Consider the following 21606-nt stretch of genomic DNA (forward strand, 5'->3'; position numbering starts at 1 on the left):
ACTTAAATGGCCGACGTTAAGGGTCAACCACACAACTTCGCCACTGCGACTGTCGCGCAGCCCTATCATCAGCGAGTAGTTGTGCATAACGGCGTATTGGTTAACTACGGTGCCTGCCGTGACACAGGCAATGACTTCTTCCCAAGGGACAATTAGCGGAGGTTCACCTTTTTGTCGAACATAGGCCACTTCGCGACGTTGGCGGTTGAAGCGGACGGGCGGGACGGAGGTTATTTGGTGGATGCTTTTGTATAGGGGTATTCCTGCGATGAGTATATGTACGGCCGTAAAACCCCACATTATGGGATTTTGTACATTCTCAATTAAGTTACTCCAAAATGGCCAACCATGATAAAAAGACGAACCGGCCAAAAGTACATTCACTAAGAAAAAGAAAATCGCCATGCAAAGAATAGATCCTACCGAGGCTCGTACAGCGAATTCCAAACCGCTAACACCATGGGCAAAATCCAAGAACACATCATTTACCTCGCGATGCATACGTTGTCCACTAAACGCCGCTGCCCCAGTCGGTAAAGGTCTGGGTGCAAAATAGAATGCCTCCGTGCCGCTTTCGATCTCAAAATCCCCGGCATGAGGCAATCGGTTGTATTTAGGGTCAGGCATTTAAATGCTCCACTCTCAATTCATACCCATCCATACTTCCGACATGAGCAATATCTTCCACGCCTTTGATTGGAGGATTAATACTTCCAAGATCCAGAGGAATACGATAATGCAAAAATAACGCCTCGGATTTGAGTGGACGAACTGCCAGTTCGGGCTGCACCGAGATACGCATCAGCATTAATGACTGTGTACCACACCAGTCATAGGGTAAATTTAGCTGCAGGGCAAGAGGGTTATCTCCAACAAGACGATAACTATTAAGTACCTTCTCGCCAACATCGATAATAGCGGCGGCGCTATCATGCTTAAGTTGTGCTGTGAATCGAATCGAATGTTCAGCTAAACGCTGCATATTCATACCTGGAAAACTCAACACAAAAGTCCGGAACCTATCCAACCCATCAGAAGGTTGAGTGATACCTTCGTCAGTGATTACAGGACGCAGCGTTGCCTCTGCCAAGTATTGAGCATGCAGTGGCCAATCCCATCCTTGCTCATCATTCCCCCAGCAGCACTTCATTAACCAGCGCTGGTGATCATCGAGATTGTTGTAGTTATAAATGGCCTCACCGCCTAAGCTCAGGGCCATAAAACCCAAGCCCCACGGTGTCAATTTTGCGGAGTAATTTAGAAATCGAGTCCCCCCCCAAAGCCCAGGCTGTATTTAACGCTCGGGCACCTTTATCAAGTGACTCATAAACTATACGCAACTCCGAAAACATATTAACCCAAGCTACTCCTGCCATTGCGGCATTACCTGTATCACCTGCCAGAGCTATAAATGCACCTGCTTTCTCCCCTGCATTATCCGTACGAATGGCTTTTACCCACTTATTGAAGTTACCCAGCGACACACCCAACGCCCCAAAAAAAGCAAAAGACGCAATGATACCCCCAAGCCCCAGCCCTAACTTCCCAAGCTTTACAGCCAGCAGCATTCCATTGGCATTATCACTACTCAGCTGAACAACCTTAAATGCTTTATCAACGATAGAAATATGCACGCTCTGATAAACAGATAATGCAGATGAGGCTGCACCCGATATGGCTCCACCAATAATTATTCGCTCTTTAATCGATCCCGTCCCAGCTACTGAGTGTTTCTCCCACTCCCTCCAAGCCTCTCCCAATGTCTGCGCTTGCCACAGCATTAACGCTAACGGCAACAACCCTCCCTTAAAAGCGGTTACACCCGCACGCCCTTCGCCATACCCGCCTTTAACACCAGAGCGCAACCGGTCTATCTCTTCGTTTAAATAAGCGTGCTGCTGCGGAGCAAGTTTAAGTTTTACCCCAATAAAGCCTGCCGACTCACTGACAGTCACAGTAAGACTGCTTTGAATTTTCTTAACCAACGCCCAACGCTCTTTTTTGGCATCCATGTGCAATTGGTGATAGCGATCTGCGTTATAGCGAGCAGTCTGCCGCTGTTCGTCACTGAGCATGCGGCGCTTGCTGTCTTTAATAGATACTTTGGCGTTGTACTTATACGTGTCTTCGTTCTTAAGCAGTACATTCAGATTCGCAACGCGGGTGCTGAATTGCTGAACCTCCTGCGCACTGGCCACGCGTAAAGTGGCGCCCTCATGCTCAAGCGCTATCAAACTCGCCAAGCGATGCGCCCGGTTGCTGTAGGTGTTGAGTTCATTCAAGTGAGCTTTGAGGGCCGGGCTATTCAAATTGCTTTGCAGTTTGACCAGCCATTGCTCTGTGCGCAGGGCCGCCGCCGGTGAGTAAGCGGCTTGTACCAATTGGCTGTTGATCATCGCTTGCGGGCTCAGCGCCAGGCTGTTTGCCCAATGCCGCCCCAGCAGTTTTTGTACTTCAACCAAACGTCCTTGCGCAGTGGCAATGTTTTCTTGGGCATTACGGTGGTCATCCAGCCACTTGACCACATCGCCCGCTTTGCTGTTGATAAACGTCCAGTCCAGACGGCTGCCAAACGCCGGCAGGATGTAATACGGGTGTGCGTGAAAGTATTCACCGACCGCTTGCAGGCTTTCATCGGTTCGGCACAGGTCGCGTACGCAGTTGTGCTCAGCCACCAGCGCGGCGTGCAGTTGCTCTTCACGTTGCGGGTCGAAGCACCACAGGCTGCGGTGGAGTTCACCCTGGATAAATAACTGCGTGCGATCGGTTGTGATGCGATCCAGGCGCGCAGTCCAGCGTTTGATGTGTACCCGCTCAGCTTCAAGGTAGGCGGTCATTTCCTGATGCCGCACCAGGTCATGAATACCCCGCGCGCCTATACCTCGACCTTGCAGCGCTGCGTCGCCGTGGTCTTGCAGGGCTTCGATGTCGTCTTCCAGTTCGTCATACAGCGGCTCGCCAAGCGCTTCGTGCATGGCGTGTTTTTTATCGTTCATTGATTGTCGTGCAAGCCGGTTACTGGCGTCGAAGCCGTGCCCTGGGTAGGAGGCTTTTTCCGGGCTGGCGCTGCTTGGCATGCCTTTAAGCGCATTGCGCGCATTCAAATAATCGTAGATCGACTCACGTTGCTGCTCTGTGGTTTTCTCAAACAGCTTGGCGCTGACACCTGCACTAGGCGCGCTTTGGTCGTTAAGCACCATCAGGGTTTCGATGTAGCTGCCCACCAGGTATTTAAGTTCCTGCTTCTCCTTGGCCACCCATTCATCGATCCATCCCACGACCGTGTCTTGTTCCTGGGCCAAATCTCGCATCACACCCAGCGTGTCGTTAAACACCAGATACAAATGGTCGTGTTCGTAGGCTGGGAGCAGGTTGCGTTTGACCGCCGCCATGTGGGTATTCAGGAACTGCGGCTGGTCTTCCCACACGTAATCCTGGGTTTCTTGTGAGTGCATGCCTTCGATGGATACTTCGCTTGGAGGCGGCTCGGCGACTTCGGCCAGCCACTGTTTGGCTTGTACCTCGGTCAGCAGATGAGGTCCGCCTTTAACGCAATCAGCCTTGCTCAGGTCGACGACTTGCATGAAGTAATCACGCTCAGCGCGGCTGCCGATCATGTGTGAGCATTTGTAGGCCGTCCATTGCACTTCGCTGTAGGCAATGTGCAAGGTGGTCAAGCGCGAGAACAGCAAGGTTTTTTGCGCGCTCACGCCTTGACGCTGGTCCTGACTGGCCTCGTTGCCCTCCCATAAAAGCTGAGAAACCTCGCCTTTCTGGACGCGGTATTCGTGCAAGTAGCTGCTGGTGTTGTCGATCACATACAGCCAGCCGTCCCGCAACAGCCGAATACCCAGCGGGCGTGAAGTCGGTTGATAAGGCATGGCCAACGCGGCTGATGGATCAAGCCGCTCGACCAACCCATAACGCAGCGGCAGCAGTTGCACCTTTGCGTTGCGTAACGGACAAACGCCTAGAGCTGTTTTAGCGTCACTGCGACTATAGTCAATGTGGTTTGGGGTGCTCATGCGCGATTCCCCTTGAGCGCAACACTGCGTGAGAACGCCAGTTCGGAGGCTTTTTCGATGCGCTGCGAAGGCGTAAGCGCTGACGACTGATTGATCAGCGTGGCAATGTTGGGGTGTTGCACTAGCACGTCGTCGCCCAACAACAGGAACACATTGGTGTAGAGGCAAATGTCCTGATTGCTGGTGAAACCGCAGGTGTAAGCCCTGTCAGCGTTCTCACGCATCCACTGCCAGCGCGTCTCGGATGACCATTGCGCGCCATACGTTGGGAAGTACTTGCGCACATGATTTTCTAGCACCTTGAGGGTGCTGCGAAAACGCACTGCGTCGAGAATGGCTTGCTGGGTTTCGCACAAGGCATACGCCTGTTTGGGCAATGGCTGCAGCACGTCACCTGGGCGAATGTGATGTTGCCAGGTGTTGTTAACCACATCAGGCAGTACTACCTGGTCAATGGGGCCAAACACCTCGGGCTTTTGCGCACTGGTCGCATGGTTCAGAACGGCGTGCATGACCGCCGGATCCGCCACCCGCAGCCACACTTTTTGACCCTGCGGCTGATACTGAGCGTTGAGCAACGAGCGCAAGTGAGCCATGACCTCAAATGAACTCGCCTCGCTGAAAATCAAATAACCCCACTCCTCAGCCGCATGGGCCATGTAATGGCTAAGCCCTGGGGTATTTCGCCCATTGAGGGTAATCAGACAAGGCGATACTTCGCTGCACGCTGCCAGCGGGGTGTTGGCGTACAGCAGTTGCACATCCGTGGTACCAAACCATTCGAAGGTCTTGGCTAACAGGTTGTTCACACTGACACCGTCGAGCAGCAAATAGGCGTGTCCCTTCCAAGGCAGGTCATTGGGCAGTGTTTCAAACGTCAGCATGAGCACTCTCCTGATCATGGCTTTGCGCAAGCGCTTCGCACTGCGGGCACGAGGGGTTGCCTCTAATCAAAGCCAGCATTTGGGTTGAAGGTTGCATCGGTAAGCTCTGCATTGCCGCAACATCCCCCGGCAACAACGGCACCGCAGGCAGCCCCGGCAACGGCACGCCTCCCAGCAGAATCGGGCAACTGGCGTAGATCCCCGCAGCGCCAATCAGCAGGTGTTGCCCGCCCGCCATCAGGGTGATGTTGGCCCCGGCTTGCAGGTTCACGCGCGCACCTGCCTTGATGTGGACTTGCATCCCCGCTTCGGCCACCAAGGCTGTGCCGACCAGGGTGTGGCTGCTGAAGGCGACGGCCAGGTGGTCGTTAGCGTTGAGTTGCACTTTGCGGTCCAGGCTGACGGTGCGTTGTTCTTCGGCTTTGAGCACCGAGACGCTGTTACCCGTGATGGTTTCTTCGCGCGTGCCATCAACCTGCAAGTGGCTGTCGTTTTTGATGTGCTGCTGCAAGTCGCGCTGGGCGTGTAGGTAGATCTGCTCCTGACCTTTGCGGTCTTCGATGCGCAGTTCGTTATAGCCGCTGCCTCCGGGGGTGCTGCGGCTGCGCAGTACGCTTTGGGTTTTGTTGGCCGGCAATGTAAGCGGGGTCGGGTTGAGGCTGTTGGCCAAGCAACCACAGATGACCGGTTGGTCCGGGTCGCCATTGAGGTAGGCCACCAGCACTTCCATGCCCACGCGGGGGATGGTCACGCCGCCATGGCTGTCGCCCGCCCAACTCGATGACACGCGCAGCCAGCAACTGCTCTGGTCATCATTAATGGCGCTGCGGTCCCAATGAAATTTAACCCGGACCCGGCCGTACTCATCGCAATGGATGTCTTCACCCTCTGGCCCGGTGACGCGAGCGGTTTGGCTGCCGAGGATCCGCGGTTTGGCGAAGACCTCTTGCGGGCGGTAGGTCACATCCTCAGGGATTGCATGAAACGTGTTGCGATAGCCTTGGGTGAAGCCATCTGCTGCGGCCGATTGCGTACCGCCACCCTGCTCTTCCAATACCTGGGGCTGTTTGCCTGTGTGGGTGACTTCAGTCAGTAGCCAGCCCGTGTTGAACGCCGCGTTGGCATGCCGGGTCATTGGCAAAAAGAGACCACTGCTCAGGGTCGGCTGATCGCTGCTACCGCGGGCCTGGCGATAGCCGGTTTGGTGATGTTCCAGCGCGCGCTGGCTTTGTTGCTGGCCTTGAGCGGTCTCGGTAAAGAAGCCGGGGTAAATGTAGCTTTCGAGTGCGCGCTCATTGAGGTCTGAGCGGCTATCGACCTGCAGCGTGCGGCTGGCTTTTTGAAAGTCATAATCGCGGCGAGCCGTGCGATTGGTCCGGGCTTGCAGGCGCAGTTCAAAGCGGTTGATCGATGGTTCTTCGGCCACCATACCTGCACCCTGCACGTACGGCGTCGGAAGCTTGAGCGAGGTAAATGCTTGCTGTTTGTCGCCGAACACCAACTGGTGGCCGTCAGGTGAATGTCGAAAGCAGAAGTGCAAACCTTCCTCAAAACACAGACGCTGAATAAAACGTAAATCAGATTCACCGTACTGCACGCAGTATTCCCGTGGCGCGTAGGGCGAGAGCGAATTGAAGGTGTAGGCATTGCTGAGGATGCCGTGCTCTTCCAGTATTTCTTCAATGATTTGCTGCACCGTCAGGTGCTGGAAAATGCGCTGGTTGGTGCGATGGGCCAAATAGGCCAACTGCGGCTCCAGCGTCAGACGGTAGTGAGTCAGGCGCGTGCCAGGGCTGCTGAGACCAATGCTCGAAATCTGCCCATGGACGCCATTGCCCTGTGCATCGAATGCTAGGAAAGCGGACTGGTGCAGCAGCGTCTCTAGGTCGAGATCAGAGCGATCGCTGACCAGTTCAAGGTCAAAGGAAAAAGGCCTGTTGATGGCTTCGCTGCCGGTAAACGCCAGCACCCGAAGGTCTTGATTGGCACCGTTGATCGAGAGGCTAAAGTGGTTGTGACGGGCCAATATGGACATCCGTGAATCCTCCCTGAAGTAAAGGGAGGAACGCTAACGGATGAACAGGAATTGATGCTGTAGGAGGCTTCTGAAAGAGGCCGAAGAAATGTATCAGTTTGTGCTTTATCGGTTAAAAATTGGGTCGCTTCGCAACCCATCACAGCCTACGGCAGCGGCTACAGGGGGACTCGTTAGGCCCAACGGTCTGCCGCTGCCTCATCGCTGGACCGCCCTTCCACCCAACGCGGGCCATCGGCGGTCTGTTCTTTCTTCCAAAACGGGGCGCGGGTTTTCAAGTAGTCCATCACAAAGGCACAGGCATCAAATGCCGCCTGACGATGAGCGCTGGCCACGCCGACAAACACAATCGGTTCGCCCGGTTCCAACGCACCCACCCGGTGCAGCACTTCAAGGTTCAGTAACGGCCAGCGCTGCTGCGCTTCGACCACGATTTTTGCCAAGGCTTTTTCGGTCATGCCCGCAGCGTGCTCCAGAAACATACCTGCCACTTCGCGTCCGTCATTAAAGTCGCGCACATAACCCACAAAACTCACCACCGCGCCCACGCCCAAATTGGCCGCGTGCAGCGCATTGACTTCAGCGCCCGGATCAAAGGCTGCTACTTGCACCCGAATCGCCATGGTTCAGCCCCCGGTCACCGGTGGGAAAAACGCCACCTCGTCGCCGTCGTTCAGCGGCTCGTCGAGTTTGCACAGTTCTTGATTGCGCGCACACATCAGGTTGGGCTCGGCCAGCACCTGCCACTCCTCGCCACCTCGCAACAAGTCCTGACGCAACTGCTCGACGGAGGTGAACGGCCCTTCCACCAAAAGGCTGTCCAAGTCCAACGCTTCACGATAACGGGCAAAGAAGTGCACGGTGATTTTCATGATGCGTCAGCCTGAAAGTGCCCACTCTTGCCACCGAGCTTTTCCAGCACGCGCACGCTTTCGATGGTCATACCACGGTCGACGGCCTTGCACATGTCGTAAATAGTCAGGGCCGCAACGCTGGCGGCCGTCAGGGCTTCCATCTCGACCCCGGTCTGTCCGGAAAGCTTGCAGCGGGCGACGATCAACACTGCGTCGGTGCCTTGGGCGCTGAGTTCCAGTTTGACGCTGGTGAGCATCAGCGGATGGCACAACGGAATCAGGTCCGAGGTTTTTTTCGCCGCCTGAATCCCGGCGATGCGCGCCACAGCGAACACGTCGCCCTTGGGGTGGCCGCCATTAACGATCATGTCCAGGGTTTCAGCGCGCATGCGTACCACAGCTTGTGCCACCGCCTCACGGGATGTGACCGCTTTATCGGTGACATCGACCATGTTGGCGCGGCCTTGGGAATCTAAATGAGTCAGCACAGGGAGTTCTCCAGACAAGAGCCGCCAGTGTAAGCCCGAGGGTCGATTTTGCCCACGTGCGCGAAGGTCATCGACACCGCGAATACCGTGCATCAGAACATCGAATTGGCCGCCCACACGCATTAGACGTACAACGTCAACCACTTAGGAGGCCATTCTCATGCCACTTTTTATTGCTGTTGCCTTGAGTCTGTTAGCGGGTGTCGCAGTGCCCCTGCAAGCGGGAAGTAACGCCCGACTCGGCGTAGTACTCGGGCACCCTTTTTGGGCCACGGTCATCTCATTACTGGTCAGCGGTCTGGCGATTGCGCTGGTGATGCTAATCATCAAAGTGCCACGCCCCAACCTCGCGGCGCTGATGAACGGCCCTTGGTGGATGTGGCTCGGCGGCCTAGCTGGGGTGTTTTACATCACCGTGGCGCTGATCACCGTACCGCGCCTGGGCGCGCTGAATTTCATCATGGCGGTGGTGGTAGGCCAGTTGGTTATTTCACTGGCGATTGATTACTTCGGCTTGCTCGGACTGCCAAAAAACACCCCGAGCCTGCAAAAACTATTGGGCGTGAGCGTGGTACTGGCGGGGTTTTTAATCGCCTCGCGGGGCTGATAAACACTCCTAGGCGCGAGCTAGCCTCGCGATCTTGTGATCGTTTAAACGACCGCGAGAGGCTTTGCGCTGACCTGTTTGACCCACTCACGCAACCACCGATGCGCCGGGTCTTCGTTAAAGCGTTGATGCCAGACCTGTACATAGTTAAACGGCGCAACGTTCAGCGGTGGTGCCAGTGTGACCAATGAATCGCCCAACGCTAGGTTATCCAGAGTACGGCTGGCCACGGTAAGGATCAGGTCCGTGTCGCCAATCATGCCTGGGGCCGTGCCCCAGTGCGGCACGTTGACGGCGACTCGACGCTGTAAACCTTGGCTGCGCAACACGTTGTCGACCTCACCCTGGGTGTTGCCATCCATCGACACCAACAGGTGCGGGCGCTGCAGGTAAGTGTCCAGGTCCAATACGCCACTGTCTGGCAGGGCGTTGCGATTCAGCAAGCAGGTAAAGGTTTCTACAAACAGTACATCGCTGCAGACATCGGCGGGCAGCATGGGAAACACGCCAACGGCCAGATCGATTTTGCCCTGCTCAATTTGCTCAATCATGCCCAAGCGACTGTCTTGAATGACCACCAACGAGATGTCCGGCGCCTGTTCGCGCAGTTGCGTCACCAATTTGGGCAGCACGATAGCGGCCCCGTAATCGGACATCGCCACGCGAAAGGTGCGCTGCGAATCGGCGGGCACAAAGTCGATGGACTGGCCAAGCAAGGTTTCGACCTGCCCGAGGATGGCCTTGAGCGGCGCCTGAAGGTTTTGCGCCAGTGCACTCAGCACCACCTCGTTGCCCTGACGAATCAGTAACGGGTCGTCGAGCAACACCCGAAGTTTGTTCAGCGAATGGCTGATTGCCGGCTGACTCAAGTGCAAACGAACACCGGTGCGGGTCACGTGTTTCTCCGTGAGCAACGCATCGAGCACCACCAGCAAATTCAAATCGATATTGCGCAGTAACACCCCGACTCTCCTGTCATAGCCAACCGTGGACGACTGTCCCTAAGGGAGCGCTGCATGTTTAACCCAACACACTCAACTGAAACAGCGCGTAACACCCGCAAGCTTACCTCACGCCGCGCCCTACACGTGCTGGTAGGCGCACTGCTGATACTGATCGCCTGGGGGCTGTGGCGCTGGCAACAGCCTGTGCCCGCTGAGTATGTGGCCGCGCCGGTTAAGGTGGCCGTGGCCGCTGTCAGTAATCAACCGTTCATCCGTTACCTGGAAGCGATTGGCGAACTGGAAGCGGTGCAGGAAGTCAGTGTCCCGGCCGAAATTGGCGGGCGAATAGTTGAGTTGCCGATTGAGTCAGGGCAATACGTGGCGCGCGGGCAAGTGCTGGTGCGGCTTAACGACGCCCCTGAGCGCGGCCAGTTAGTGCGCTTGCAGGGGCAACTCGACAACACCCGGATTCGCCTTGAGCGCTTTAAAAAGCTGATCACCGCCAATGCCATTTCCCGCGAAACGCTGGACGATGCCCAAGCTGAATACACCACCGCCCGTGGCGCGTTGCAGGGCCTGATGGCGCAGATCGAGCAGCGCACCATTCGCGCGCCGTTTGCCGGAACACTGGGCATTCGCAAAGTCCATGTGGGCCAATACGTGAACCCAGGCCAGACGCTGATCAATCTGGTGGGCAACAACGGCGTGTACGTCAATTTCAGTATTCCTGAACAGGCCGTGTCGCATTTCAAGCCCGACAGCCTGTTGCAGGTCGAACTCGACGCCCTGCCCCACCTGCCGTTGACGGCGGTGGTCAGCAGCATTGATCCGTTTCTCGAACGCTCACGCACCGTGAACATTCAAGCCCGCCTGCACAACCCACCGAGCGCCGCGCTGCCACGCATGTTTGCCAAGGTGCGTTTGCCTCAGTCTCTGCCCGAAAACACCTTAAGCGTCCCAGAGACCGCAGTCACTTACAGCGCGTATGGCGAAGCGGTATTTGTGGTGCAGGCCCCCGGCGAGGCCGCCAGCGCGCCAACAGTACGCCGCGTCGCCGTTAAGACCGGCGAGCGCCGCGATGGCTGGGTGGTGATCAGCCAAGGCGTAGCCACAGGCGATCAAGTGGTGATCTCCGGTCAGATCAAACTCAGTGATGGCGCCCGCATTGAACCCATCACGAACAGCGTGCTGACGGTCGAGGCAGGGGCTGGGGGGGCGGAAAAATGAAGTTCACCGATATTTTCGTCCGCCGCCCGGTGCTCGCTCTGGTGGTCAGCTTGATGATTCTGCTGACCGGGCTCAATGCGTATAGGGGCTTGCCGGTGCGCCAGTACCCTCTACTGGAAAGCTCGGTGATTACCGTCAGCACCGACTACCCCGGTGCCCCGGCCGAACTGATGCAAGGTTTTGTCACCCAACCGCTCAACCAGTCGCTGGCCTCGGTCGAAGGCGTTGAGTACGTCAGTTCGTCTTCGGTGCAAGGTCACAGCGTAATCACTTTGCGCATGGCGCTGAACCAGGACTCCGCCAAAGCCTTGAGCGAGGTGATCGCCAAGGTCAATCACGTCAAATACCGCTTGCCGGAACAGGCTTACGACCCCGTCATCGAGCGTTCAGCAGGCGAAGCCAGCGCTGTCGCCTATGTCGGTTTTACTAGTGACACGCTCTCGGCTGCGGCCTTGAGCGACTACCTGAGCCGCGTGGTGCAACCCTTGCTGTCGACCATTGAAGGCGTGGCCAACGTCGAGACCTTTGGCGGCCAGCAGTTGGCGATGCGGCTGTGGCTTGACCCGCAACGCATGGCGGGCCACGGGATCAGCGCCGATCAGGTCGAACAGGCGATCCGCGCCAATAACGTCCAAGCGGCACCGGGGCAAATCAAGGGCCAGTACGTGGTTTCATCGATTGCGGTGAACAGCGACCTCACAACCCTCGATGAATTTCGTCAATTGGTGATCAGCAATCGCGGTGATCATTTGTTGCGACTAGGAGACATTGCCGAGATTGAACTGGGCTCGGCCGCCTACCAGACCAGCGCGCTCATGGATGGTAAACCCGCTGTGCATGTTGGCCTGTACGCCACGCCTAAGGGCAATCCGCTGGTCATCGTCGACGGCATCAAAACGCTGCTGCCTGACATCCAGAAAACCTTGCCGCCAGGGGTTAACGTCGCACTGGCATTCGAAACTGCACACTTTATTCACGCCTCGATTCTGGAAGTGCTCACCACCCTGATTGAAGCCATGTTGATCGTGGTGGCGATTATTTTTCTGTGCTTGGGGTCGTGGCGCACGGTGCTGATTCCGATCCTCAGTATTCCACTGTCGCTGCTGGGCGCGCTGGCGCTGATGGCGATGTTCGGGTTCAGCATCAACCTGCTGACACTGCTGGCCATGGTGCTAGCCATCGGCCTGGTGGTGGACGACGCGATTGTGGTCACCGAGAACATCCATCGCCATATCAAGGACGGCCTCCCGCCCTTGTCCGCGGCTTTGATCGGCTCCCGAGAAATCGCCGCGCCGGTGATTGCGATGACCATCACCCTAGCTGCGGTGTATATGCCCATCGGCCTGATGAACGGCCTGACCGGCGCCTTGTTCAAGGAGTTCGCCCTGACCCTGGCAGGTGCGGTGCTGGTGTCGGGGGTGATAGCGCTGACCTTGACTCCAGTGATGTGCGCCAAGTTGCTGCCCGCAGGTGAAAACGAAGGCCGCATGGGCCAGTTGGCCGAAGGTTTTTTTCACCGCTTGTCGCGCCGCTATTTGGGTGCAGTCGTGCGCTCATTACGTTGGCGCAATGCGGTGCTGGGGTTTGGCGTGCTGGTTTTGCTGAGCCTGCCACTGCTCTACGGCCAGGCCGACAAGGAACTGGCGCCCAGCGAAGATCAGGGCAATCTGTTGCTGGCAATTAAATCGCCACAACACGCTAACCTCGATTTTGTTGAGCGTTATGCCCGGCAACTGAGCCACGTACTCGGCGCAATCCCCGAAGCAACCGGCACTTGGATCATCAATGGCACTGACGGGGTGGCCGCCAGTTATGCGGGCATCAATCTGAGCGAATGGAATCAACGGGGCCGCAGTGCAGCGCACATCCAGAGCGAATTGCAGCAACAGGTCGATGCAGTAGAAGGTAACTCGATTTTCGTGTTCCAAATGCCGCCGCTGCCCGCCTCTACAGGGGGCTTGCCGGTGCAACTGGTAATACGCAGCACCGACGATTACCGCGCGCTGTATCAGGCGATGGAAGGCATTAAGCAGGCAGCCCGAGCCAGCGGCCTGTTCGCCGTGGTCGACAGTGATCTGGACTTCAACAACCCGATCACCGAAGTACGGATCGACCGCAGCAAGGCCAACAGTCTGGGAGTTCGCCTGCAAGACATCGCCAACACCCTGGCGGTGCTGGTCGGCGAAAACTACACCAACCGTTTCGGCTTACAAGGCCGCTCGTATGACGTAATCGCCCAAAGCCAGGCCAGCGGGCGTTTGACCCCGGATGCCTTGAACGGCCTCTACCTGCGCACCGACAACGGCGCTCAAGTGCCGCTGGCGACCGTGGTCAGCCTGCATCACGACATCCAGCCCAACCGTCTGAAACAATTCAACCAGCAAAATGCAGCGACGTTTCAGGGCATTGCGGCGCCGGGCGTTAGCCTGGGTGAAGCGGTGGCATTTTTGGCCGCACAAGCCGATCAACTGCCCGCCAGTTTCAGCCACGACTGGCAGTCTGATTCGCGGCAATTCATTCACGAAGGCAATGCGTTGCTGCTGACCTTTGTGTTCGCCCTCATCGTGATTTACATGGTGCTGGCGGCGCAGTACGAAAGCCTGCGCGACCCGCTGATCATCCTGATTACCGTGCCGCTGTCGATTTGCGGCGCCTTGATTCCGCTGGCACTGGGCTGGGCCACGCTCAACATTTACACCCAGATCGGTTTGGTAACACTCATCGGACTGATCAGCAAACACGGGATTTTGATGGTTGAGTTTGCCAACGATCTGCAAGCTCGCGGTTACTCCCCAACTCACGCGATCATCCATTCAGCGCGAATTCGCCTGCGCCCGATAGTGATGACCACCGCGGCAATGGTGGTGGGTTTGGTGCCTTTGTTGTTCGCCAGCGGCGCAGGCGCCAGTAGCCGCTTCGGGCTGGGCATCGTGATTGTGGTGGGAATGGTCGTGGGTACGTTGTTTACGCTGTTTGTGCTGCCGTCGATCTACACGTTGATCTCAAAGAGGCCTGCGAGGTAGGAGGCTTTGCGTATGCCGTAAAACTGTAAGAGCGAGCTTGCATCGCGATCTTTTAAAGATCAAAAGATCGCGAGCAAGCTCGCTCCTACAGAGATAGCAGGTCTAGCTAGAGATGCGACTCCGCGTACTCGGCCAAGATCGAACGAGGCACGCCTTGCAGGGCGATGTGAACGCCGTTAGGGAAATCTTTGAAACGCTCCGTCAGGTAGGTCAGCCCCGAACTGGTGGCCGACAGATATGGCGTATCAATTTGTGCCAGGTTGCCCAAGCACACCACTTTAGAGCCCGCGCCCGCACGGGTGATGATGGTTTTCATCTGGTGCGGGGTGAGGTTCTGACACTCGTCAATCAAGATCAGGCTTTGCTGGAAACTACGCCCTCGGATGTAGTTCAGCGACTTGAACTGCAAGGGCACTTTGCTAAGGATGTAATCGACGCTGCCGTGGGTGTTTTCATCCTCCATGTGCAGGGCTTCGAGGTTGTCGGTGATGGCCCCCAGCCAAGGCTCCATCTTCTCGGCTTCGGTGCCCGGCAAAAAGCCGATTTCCTGGTCCAGCCCTTGCACACTGCGGGTACAGATGATCCGCCGATAGCGCTTGCTGACCATGGTTTGTTCAATCGCCGCCGCCAGCGCCAAAATGGTTTTACCCGAACCCGCCGCACCCGACAGGTTAACCAGATGAATATCCGGATCGAGTAAGGCAAACAACGCCAGCCCTTGATAAATATCCCGCGGTTTTAACCCCCACGCCTCCTGATGCAGCAACGGCTCCTGGTGCATGTCGAGAATCAGCAGGTGGTCCTTGCGCACCTCTTTGACCCAGCCGACAAATCCCTGCTCATCGATGATGAATTCGTTGATGTGTACAGCTGGCAGGTTTTCGTTCGTTTGCACCTGATGCCACGTGCGGCCATGACCCTGCCGGGTTTCGACTTTACTAACGCGGTCCCAGAACGAACCGGTCATGGTGTGGTAGCCGCGTGACAGCATCGACACGTCATCTACCAGTTGGTCAGTGCTGTAGTCCTCGGACTCAACGCCGCAGGCCCGTGCTTTGAGCCGCATGTTGATGTCTTTGGTCACGAGCACAACATGCAAACTCGGGTCGCGGGCGTGCAGGTCAATCAGTTGATTGATGATGATGTTGTCGTTTAGGTTTTCGGGCAGCAGCGCATTAGGCTCTCTGCGCTTGTTCATCAGGATTGAAAGAAAGCCCTTCGGCCCACTCTTGCCACGCTGGATCGGCACACCCTTTTCAACGTCTTCTGGCGATGCCGCGCCCAATGTTTGGTCGATTAAACGAATGGCCTGACGGCACTCCGCTGCCACCAGTAGCTTGCCGGTTTTGAGCTTGTCGAGCTCTTCGAGCACCGTCATCGGGATGGTGACGTGGTGTTCCTCGAAGTTAAGCAAAGCGTTTGGATCGTGAATCAGAACATTGGTATCGAGTACATAAAGGATTGGCTGGTTGGAAGAAGGAGTGCGTCCGTGATCATCCATACTCGGTCACCTTTGTGGGAGCCATTCGACGCAATACCGCAACAGTGCTGCGCCTCGAAGTGACTGCCGAACTCATCTTTTTCTATCAGATGAATGCCCTGCCCGATGGGTCTTGGAAGACGCCACCTGTGTCGCAGGTTTCGGCCGTCTGTCTTCGTAATACTCCTAATCGTGTGACAAAAATAAGTATTTTTGTACTTTGGCTGATTTATTTTTCTGACTGACGAATAGCCTTGGCGACACGCTCAATTGCTACTAGGCTCAGAAGTTACCTGACTCAATGTCATGGCTTTTACTGCCACCAACTCAACGTCTAGGCGCAAAAGAAACGCCTCGAAATCTTCCCCCTCAAGGTCGGACCTGTCTCACATTCAGAAGGGACAGCACCTACCCTCCATTCTTTTTGGCAGCACTAAGCTTCGGTACGCACTGGCCAATACGACCTGCGTCCACTTAATGCCTACGCCAAAGGAAGCTGTATGACCCCTATCTCCAAAACCCTGGAACAGATGCTGCTCGATATTTACAAGGATGGCAGCGTTTCGGTGACTGAATACCGGCAGCTTCGCGACAACGCTGACGAGCGTATGGAGGCGGTCATTCGAGAGTTTGGCCAGCACAACAACATCACCGCGTTTCAAAAAGCGATGGATGTCGCCATGCAACTTCTACAGCTATCGGTTATAGATGCGAAAAAGGCCAAGTTGACTGACACCGGTGAAGCCATCGTCAAAGATGCTGTCGTCTCTCAAGTTGAGTACCTGCGCGCTGGCTCCGAACTGGCCTTACGCTTGCTGTAAGCACCACGTTCCAAGCGTCCGTCCGCATCGGGCGGGCGCTCTGCTTATCGAGTGCCCAGCGCCGCACAATCTTCCCATCCCAAACCACTTTGCGCCGTAGCCTTTAGCAGCCACGGGAGCGCCGTACGTACTTTGTCTTGAGTGTCGTGAAACGCAATCACGCCATGGCGCCACAGCAGCATCAGGGTTAATACCCGGTGCGCCGACTGTTCGGCGCTCAGGCTGGCGACTAGGTCTTGCGAATCAATGTTCCACAATGCCACCTGCAAACCCTGAGATTTGAAAAACGCCCCGCTGTCTACCCGACGCTGCCCATAGGGTGGTCGGAATAAAGGCACGTAGTTGTCAGGCAATACCTGTTTGACCAAGGCAGTGCTGCGCAGCACCGAGTCTTGCCAGTTTTGCCAATGGCTGTGGGCTCGGTACTCCCACCCCTGCACGCCCACGCATTGCCCCTTGTACAACGCCTTGACCGCCTGTTCGGAGCTTTTATCGAGCCGCGCTTGGAAGCTGTTACCCAACACAAAAAAAGTCCCATTCATGGACTGCTTGCGCAAGTAGTCGGTGACCCAATCGGTAGTGCCGCCTATAGCCGTCGGGCCGCTGTCAAACGTCAGCATAAACAGCCGATCTTTCATGTCATCACCGTTGAATTCCTGATCGCCCAGCAACGCGATTTCACTGCTGATTTGCGGCGAAAGTGCCGCCAAGCGCAATTGTTCATCTAGGTAGCGACGATGAAACGCAGCGCTCGGTTCAGCCCATTTCACATAGAAAGAATCGTCCGCGATCTCGAACTTGCCCGCTTGTTCACGCAAGCTGCTCATGTCATCGACGTAATAGCAGAACGAGGCGTCTTGGTCGCAGCTTTGCTGGGCAAGGTTGTAATTGGCCAACAGACGCATCCACATGCGCTGACGAACGGTATCTATGGCGTCCATGTTGATGATCTTGAGGCCAAGACGCTGCTTGAAGGCGTATTCATCCAGCCCCTCAGTGGCCAGCAGTGCATGGGCAAACGTGAGGATTTCGGCGCGCGAGGCGACATCGAAAAGAGCCGGGCTGATCAATTGCTCGGGCCAGGTGCTGCGGTCCAGCGTCGCCGGGTCGTTGGGCGCCGCCACGACTCCCAGACACACCAGCCAGGCCGACAGAAAAAGAGCAATGCGCACAGATCCTTCTCCTTGTAATAACTGACGGCACTATAACCCGGCCCTCGCAAGCTAGCGCCTACAGATACGCAGCCCTATCACCACCATAGGTGGAGTCAAATCGCGACAGCGCCTAGAATCCCCTAACGCTTAAAGGAGACGACCTCATGCTGATGGTGATTTCACCTGCTAAAACCCTCGACTACGAGACGCCACCGGCCACTGCGCGTTTCACACTGCCGCAATACTTAGACCACTCACAAGAGTTGATCGAGCAATTGCGCGAGTTAAGCCCGCAACAGATAGGCGAGCTAATGCATCTGTCCGACAAACTCTCGGGCCTCAATGCCGCCCGCTTTGGCAGTTGGACACCTGCTTTCACTCCCGACAATGCCAAGCAGGCACTGCTGGCATTCAAAGGCGATGTGTACACAGGCCTGAATGCCGTGGATTTCAGCGAAGCAGATTTTGACTACGCCCAAACGCATCTGCGCATGCTCTCCGGTTTGTATGGTCTGTTGCGCCCGCTGGACTTAATGCAGCCGTATCGCCTGGAGATGGGGACCAAGCTGACCAATGCCCGCGGCAAAGATTTGTACGCATTCTGGGGCACGCGCATCAGCGAATGGCTGAATGAAGCACTGGCTGAGCAAGGCGATGACGTATTGCTAAATCTGGCGTCCAATGAGTATTTTTCGGCGGTAAAAAAGTCCGCCTTGAACGCCCGCATCATCAATACTGAATTCAAGGACATGAAAAACGGTCAGCACAAAATCATCAGCTTCTACGCCAAAAAAGCACGCGGCATGATGAGCCGTTTTGTAATCAAGGAACGCATCAACAACCCCGCAGATCTCAAGCACTTTGACGCCCAGGGCTACCGCTACAGCGCCGAACAGTCCAAGCCAGAGCTGCTGGTTTTCTTGCGTGATGAGGCTTGCGAGTAGAGGCATGTCCATGTTTATCGGCGTTTTACTGATCATCGCTTGGCTCGTGCTGTTGCTGCGCTACCCGGGCAAGGCGTTGCCGGTGTCGTTAGCGGCCGTGACCGGGCTGGCGATAGTGGCCGCATCGGTGGCCTGGCTGGACAATCGCGAGGCCGAGCAGTTGGAGCGTCTGGAGTTGCGGATCGTGTATGACCCCGCACACTGCCCCACAGACCGTCCGCTGCAGCTAACCCTGACAAACAACAATAAAGTGCCATTGACCGAACTCGGTTGGCGGATCGCGGCCTATGCACCGGGTGACACGGTTAACCTGGCCGATAACCAATACACCGCTCCCCGCTATCGTGGGCCCGGCGAGCTTCAAGCTGGCGCTGCGTGGCAAGACTGTTTGCCGATGCCGCCACTGCGCGCGGGTTATCGCCCGCAAACCCTAGAGTTTCGCGCTGAGCGCCTGCAAGGCAGTTTTTCAAACTGACAGATGTTTATCGCGCGTAGGTGTAACTGCCCTTCAGGGCATTTAACGTTTCTAACGAAGGGTGTTGCCCCAGCGCGGCGGGATACAGCAATTGAAATGCAATTGAGAGGGTTGACCCGGCCTCATTTGGCTGTTTGGCAGCAGGTTTAAACATTTTAAACAAACCGCTTGTTTGATCGAACGTCGTTTCTGCCCAAGGTTTTTTATACAATTGAGTCCCCTTAGGAAGCACACATGAAACCTCCCATGTCTCAATCGGCTCATGTTCGAGTGCAATGTCAAAATCAACCTCATAACTGTACACCCACCCTGTAGTTGTTAAATCTTGCCACGCTGCCACCACCTTGCTGTTTACTAGGACGGCCACTTCGCAAGTTGTTATCACGTTGGCAACAACCGGAATACTTACGCCTTTTATTCCTTGCCATGTGTAATAAGTAAATTCGCCAATAGTCCTAAGCCCTGCGTCTTTCAAGTCTTCGTCGGCAATCAGTCTTACATAGGTGATGGGCTTCCAGGAGTCTTCTCTGTGTTGGCCATAAAAGTACGTGTACCCATCGCGCTGATTCTCGAGCAATCTAAAACCGTAGCGAAGATAGGGCGTGACAATATTTTCAACTCGGGTACCCGGTGCCAAAATAATCTCAAGCCTGGCCTCTTCTGTTTCATAGTCCCCCGTTGTTTCGATACCCATACGCACTTCAAAATTTTCTCCAGCCTTTATATCTGGCACATTAATTTGATACATCCGTTTAATAACATGACTCATCTCAACACTCCTTTTTAATAATTAAAACCAACAATAGCTGAAACAAAAACACGACACGGAGCGAGTTATTTTCAAATGTAACCCGTGTCTTGTAGAGTGCGTAACGAAGACGTACTTTCATTTTTTAGAATCGCTTAAGGATCTGTTATGCCCATCGCTCTCATTACCGGATGTTCCAGTGGCATTGGCCGTGCGCTGGCCAATGCCTTCAAACAAGCTGGTTACGAGGTGTGGGCAACAGCCCGTCAGCCGGCTGATGTGGCCCTGCTTAAGGCCGCTGGTTTTGTCGCTGTTCAACTGGACGTTAATGACAGCCTTGGCGTGGATCAGTTGAGTGCTCGTCTCAAGCAGCATGGCAAAGGGTTGGATGTACTGATTAATAATGCCGGTTATGGCGCGATGGGGCCGCTGCTCGACGGCGGCGTTGTAGGTATCGCACGGCAATTTTCAACCAATGTTTTTTCAGTGGTCGGCGTCACCCAAGCGCTGTTTGATCTTCTGCGCAGTAATCGCGGGCTGGTGGTGAATATCGGCAGCGTATCCGGGGTATTGGTAACGCCCTTTGCAGGCGCCTACTGCGCATCGAAAGCGGCGGTTCATGCGCTGACCGAAGCGATGCGCATGGAACTGGCACCCTTTGCGATTCGCGTCATGGAGGTTCAGCCCGGCGCCATCGACACCTCATTTGCTAAACATGCCAGCGCTCAGGCAGAACAGTTGATTGGCGAAGACTCTGCTTGGTGGCCGATGCGAGAAGGTATTCGTGCACGCGCCAAGGCCTCGCAAGACAACCCCACGCCCGCCACCGCATTTGCCGCCGCGGTGCTCAAAGCAGTAGAACGCCGCAACACGCCACGGCTGTTGAGATACGGTAACGGCAGCCGCGCTATGCCGCTGCTGGCCGCCTTACTGCCAAGAGCCCTGCTGCAAAAAATCCTGATGAAGCGATTTGGCTTGGATCGCCCCGCCCTGCCCGGTTAACGCAAAAGCTTGCAGCACGCAGGCGTTATCGGCCCTGATCCGAGCTTTAGCCGGGTTGGGCTGATAGGACCCGCGAGACGCAGGGCCACATCAAAGCGCTCGAAGATCAGCGTTGGCGCGTCAATCACCTCGACGCAACGCGCCTTTGCCCTATGCTTTGCCATCAGTTGTGCATTGACGCTTGTGCCGCTTGTCCTCGTATTACGCCTAGAGACCCCAACGCGTGCTGGCTTTGCTGGCACCCTGATATGGAAATAGTGATGACTGATTATTCGAGCTACTTTGATCTTGTAACGGAAACGCTTGCCGAGATTGAGGATTGGTTTTCCGGGGAGAATCCGGGGGTTTTGCCAACATTGTTGGCACGTTTTTCGGCGCAGTTTTCGATGATTACGCCCAGTGGTTCCGTGCTGGATCTGGAGGGTTTGGAGGGGTTATTTGAGCCGCTACGGGGGATGCGTCCGGAGCTGAAAATTACGCTCAGCGAGTTCAAGGGGCTTGCCTTGTATGAACAAGGTGCGGTGGTCAGTTATCGCGAGTTGCAGGAGTGGCCTAACGCTCCCAGTAATGATCGCCGGGCTACGGTGGTATTTGAGCGTGATGGCCACGGGAAGGTGGTGTGGCGTCATTTGCATGAGACGTTTTGCTGACGTGGCCTACCGAAGTCGCGGGGTAGATCAAGGTCAATAGCCTGGATTGCGCCGTACACAAAATGGGTAGCCTCTGAAGTACGCCTGCGCTTTCGATCTAAAAATTGCATCTGTCGCCACGCGTTTGTGTGGACGACTCAAAGGGCCGTCACAGCAGGACTTGTTGTGAGCGAAACGGATATGTACTAGGTGTTCCTGTTTTGAAACACGGCGTGTAGATCCATTCGATGCGCAACGGCTTTTTA

General features: G+C 55.7%; 19 protein-coding genes and 1 pseudogene. 8 read left to right on the forward strand and 12 right to left on the reverse strand.

The features are described from left to right. The 8 genes and pseudogenes from B347_RS0109000 to moaC form a co-directional block, all read right to left on the reverse strand. Window positions 1-627: pseudogene (locus tag B347_RS0109000) on the reverse strand (hypothetical protein); the annotation flags it as partial. Beyond that, window positions 620-1219 carry a hypothetical protein gene (locus B347_RS25560; RefSeq protein ID WP_050997495.1) on the reverse strand — a complete coding sequence of 200 codons (600 nt, stop codon included), beginning with the start codon at window positions 1217-1219 and terminating at the stop codon, window positions 620-622. The pseudogene B347_RS0109000 and the gene B347_RS25560, both read right to left, overlap by 8 nt. After that, a complete protein-coding gene (locus B347_RS25435) occupies window positions 1197-4025 on the reverse strand; it encodes a toxin VasX (RefSeq protein ID WP_050997496.1) in 2829 nt (942 codons plus the stop codon). The genes B347_RS25560 and B347_RS25435 overlap by 23 nt, the downstream gene beginning before the upstream one ends. After that, window positions 4022-4909, reverse strand: a complete 888-nt coding sequence (locus B347_RS0109010; RefSeq protein ID WP_019409379.1) for a DUF4123 domain-containing protein — start codon at window positions 4907-4909, stop codon at window positions 4022-4024. The genes B347_RS25435 and B347_RS0109010 overlap by 4 nt, the downstream gene beginning before the upstream one ends. Further along, window positions 4896-6944: a type VI secretion system tip protein VgrG gene (locus B347_RS0109015; RefSeq protein WP_019409380.1), complete on the reverse strand. Its 2049-nt coding sequence runs from the start codon at window positions 6942-6944 to the stop codon at window positions 4896-4898. The genes B347_RS0109010 and B347_RS0109015 overlap by 14 nt, the downstream gene beginning before the upstream one ends. 173 nt (window positions 6945-7117) lie before the next feature. Further along, window positions 7118-7567 (reverse strand): molybdopterin synthase catalytic subunit MoaE, encoded by a 450-nt coding sequence (gene moaE / locus B347_RS0109020; protein WP_019409381.1) that lies wholly within the window; start codon window positions 7565-7567, stop codon window positions 7118-7120. 3 nt (window positions 7568-7570) lie between these two features. Further along, window positions 7571-7816 carry a MoaD/ThiS family protein gene (locus B347_RS0109025; protein ID WP_019409382.1) on the reverse strand — a complete coding sequence of 82 codons (246 nt, stop codon included), beginning with the start codon at window positions 7814-7816 and terminating at the stop codon, window positions 7571-7573. Beyond that, complete coding sequence (moaC, locus tag B347_RS0109030) at window positions 7813-8286, reverse strand: cyclic pyranopterin monophosphate synthase MoaC (RefSeq protein WP_026014083.1); 474 nt, start codon at window positions 8284-8286, stop codon at window positions 7813-7815. The genes B347_RS0109025 and moaC overlap by 4 nt, the downstream gene beginning before the upstream one ends. A gap of 160 nt (window positions 8287-8446) precedes the next feature. Between moaC and B347_RS0109035 the strand changes: the two genes are divergently transcribed. Then, complete coding sequence (locus tag B347_RS0109035) at window positions 8447-8893, forward strand: DMT family transporter (protein WP_019409384.1); 447 nt, start codon at window positions 8447-8449, stop codon at window positions 8891-8893. A 44-nt stretch (window positions 8894-8937) separates the two neighbouring features. Here B347_RS0109035 and B347_RS0109040 read toward each other — a convergent pair whose 3' ends face one another. Next, window positions 8938-9855: a LysR family transcriptional regulator gene (locus B347_RS0109040; protein ID WP_019409385.1), complete on the reverse strand. Its 918-nt coding sequence runs from the start codon at window positions 9853-9855 to the stop codon at window positions 8938-8940. Between the two features lie 54 nt (window positions 9856-9909). Here B347_RS0109040 and B347_RS0109045 point away from each other — a divergent pair, with 54 nt between their 5' ends. Next, complete coding sequence (locus tag B347_RS0109045) at window positions 9910-11064, forward strand: efflux RND transporter periplasmic adaptor subunit (protein WP_019409386.1); 1155 nt, start codon at window positions 9910-9912, stop codon at window positions 11062-11064. Further along, on the forward strand, window positions 11061-14087 hold the full coding sequence (locus B347_RS0109050) for a MexW/MexI family multidrug efflux RND transporter permease subunit (protein ID WP_019409387.1): 3027 nt from the start codon (window positions 11061-11063) through the stop codon (window positions 14085-14087). Before B347_RS0109045 ends, B347_RS0109050 begins: the two co-directional genes overlap by 4 nt. 106 nt (window positions 14088-14193) lie before the next feature. Here B347_RS0109050 and B347_RS0109055 read toward each other — a convergent pair whose 3' ends face one another. Beyond that, window positions 14194-15588: a PhoH family protein gene (locus tag B347_RS0109055; protein ID WP_019409388.1), complete on the reverse strand. Its 1395-nt coding sequence runs from the start codon at window positions 15586-15588 to the stop codon at window positions 14194-14196. A 479-nt stretch (window positions 15589-16067) separates the two neighbouring features. Here B347_RS0109055 and B347_RS0109060 point away from each other — a divergent pair, with 479 nt between their 5' ends. Further along, a complete protein-coding gene (locus B347_RS0109060; protein WP_019409389.1) occupies window positions 16068-16388 on the forward strand; it encodes a hypothetical protein in 321 nt (106 codons plus the stop codon). Between the two features lie 44 nt (window positions 16389-16432). Here the strand turns inward: B347_RS0109060 and B347_RS0109065 are convergent, their stop codons facing one another. Continuing rightward, the gene (locus B347_RS0109065; RefSeq protein ID WP_019409390.1) at window positions 16433-17560 is read right to left on the reverse strand and encodes a polysaccharide deacetylase family protein; all 1128 of its coding nucleotides are present in this window, start codon (window positions 17558-17560) and stop codon (window positions 16433-16435) included. A 146-nt stretch (window positions 17561-17706) separates the two neighbouring features. Here B347_RS0109065 and yaaA point away from each other — a divergent pair, with 146 nt between their 5' ends. Further along, window positions 17707-18486, forward strand: a complete 780-nt coding sequence (gene yaaA, locus B347_RS0109070; RefSeq protein ID WP_019409391.1) for a peroxide stress protein YaaA — start codon at window positions 17707-17709, stop codon at window positions 18484-18486. A 10-nt stretch (window positions 18487-18496) separates the two neighbouring features. Continuing rightward, on the forward strand, window positions 18497-18961 hold the full coding sequence (locus B347_RS0109075; RefSeq protein WP_019409392.1) for a hypothetical protein: 465 nt from the start codon (window positions 18497-18499) through the stop codon (window positions 18959-18961). Between the two features lie 7 nt (window positions 18962-18968). On the opposite strand, the gene B347_RS0109080 is transcribed toward B347_RS0109075, so the two are convergent. Beyond that, window positions 18969-19730 (reverse strand): hypothetical protein, encoded by a 762-nt coding sequence (locus tag B347_RS0109080; RefSeq protein WP_019409393.1) that lies wholly within the window; start codon window positions 19728-19730, stop codon window positions 18969-18971. A gap of 147 nt (window positions 19731-19877) precedes the next feature. Between B347_RS0109080 and B347_RS0109085 the strand changes: the two genes are divergently transcribed. After that, a complete protein-coding gene (locus B347_RS0109085) occupies window positions 19878-20711 on the forward strand; it encodes an SDR family oxidoreductase (RefSeq protein ID WP_019409394.1) in 834 nt (277 codons plus the stop codon). Between the two features lie 260 nt (window positions 20712-20971). Further along, window positions 20972-21361, forward strand: a complete 390-nt coding sequence (locus B347_RS0109090; RefSeq protein ID WP_019409395.1) for a DUF4440 domain-containing protein — start codon at window positions 20972-20974, stop codon at window positions 21359-21361. Window positions 21362-21606: the final 245 nt, after the last annotated feature.

The organism is Pseudomonas psychrophila HA-4, from assembly GCF_000282975.1.
GTDB lineage: Bacteria > Pseudomonadota > Gammaproteobacteria > Pseudomonadales > Pseudomonadaceae > Aquipseudomonas > Aquipseudomonas psychrophila_A.

Coding starts and splice junctions, on each gene's coding strand:
- B347_RS0109075 (WP_019409392.1), top strand. CDS start 18,497: ATGTTTATCGGCGTTTTACTGATCATCGCTTGGCTCGTGCTGTTGCTG.
- yaaA (WP_019409391.1), top strand. CDS start 17,707: ATGCTGATGGTGATTTCACCTGCTAAAACCCTCGACTACGAGACGCCA.
- B347_RS0109050 (WP_019409387.1), top strand. CDS start 11,061: ATGAAGTTCACCGATATTTTCGTCCGCCGCCCGGTGCTCGCTCTGGTG.
- B347_RS0109045 (WP_019409386.1), top strand. CDS start 9,910: ATGTTTAACCCAACACACTCAACTGAAACAGCGCGTAACACCCGCAAG.
- B347_RS0109060 (WP_019409389.1), top strand. CDS start 16,068: ATGACCCCTATCTCCAAAACCCTGGAACAGATGCTGCTCGATATTTAC.
- B347_RS0109090 (WP_019409395.1), top strand. CDS start 20,972: ATGACTGATTATTCGAGCTACTTTGATCTTGTAACGGAAACGCTTGCC.
- B347_RS0109085 (WP_019409394.1), top strand. CDS start 19,878: ATGCCCATCGCTCTCATTACCGGATGTTCCAGTGGCATTGGCCGTGCG.
- B347_RS0109025 (WP_019409382.1), bottom strand. CDS start 7,816: ATGAAAATCACCGTGCACTTCTTTGCCCGTTATCGTGAAGCGTTGGAC.
- B347_RS25560 (WP_050997495.1), bottom strand. CDS start 1,219: ATGGCCCTGAGCTTAGGCGGTGAGGCCATTTATAACTACAACAATCTC.
- B347_RS0109080 (WP_019409393.1), bottom strand. CDS start 19,730: ATGAGTCATGTTATTAAACGGATGTATCAAATTAATGTGCCAGATATA.
- B347_RS25435 (WP_050997496.1), bottom strand. CDS start 4,025: ATGAGCACCCCAAACCACATTGACTATAGTCGCAGTGACGCTAAAACA.
- B347_RS0109035 (WP_019409384.1), top strand. CDS start 8,447: ATGCCACTTTTTATTGCTGTTGCCTTGAGTCTGTTAGCGGGTGTCGCA.
- B347_RS0109015 (WP_019409380.1), bottom strand. CDS start 6,944: ATGTCCATATTGGCCCGTCACAACCACTTTAGCCTCTCGATCAACGGT.
- B347_RS0109055 (WP_019409388.1), bottom strand. CDS start 15,588: ATGGATGATCACGGACGCACTCCTTCTTCCAACCAGCCAATCCTTTAT.
- moaE (WP_019409381.1), bottom strand. CDS start 7,567: ATGGCGATTCGGGTGCAAGTAGCAGCCTTTGATCCGGGCGCTGAAGTC.
- B347_RS0109010 (WP_019409379.1), bottom strand. CDS start 4,909: ATGCTGACGTTTGAAACACTGCCCAATGACCTGCCTTGGAAGGGACAC.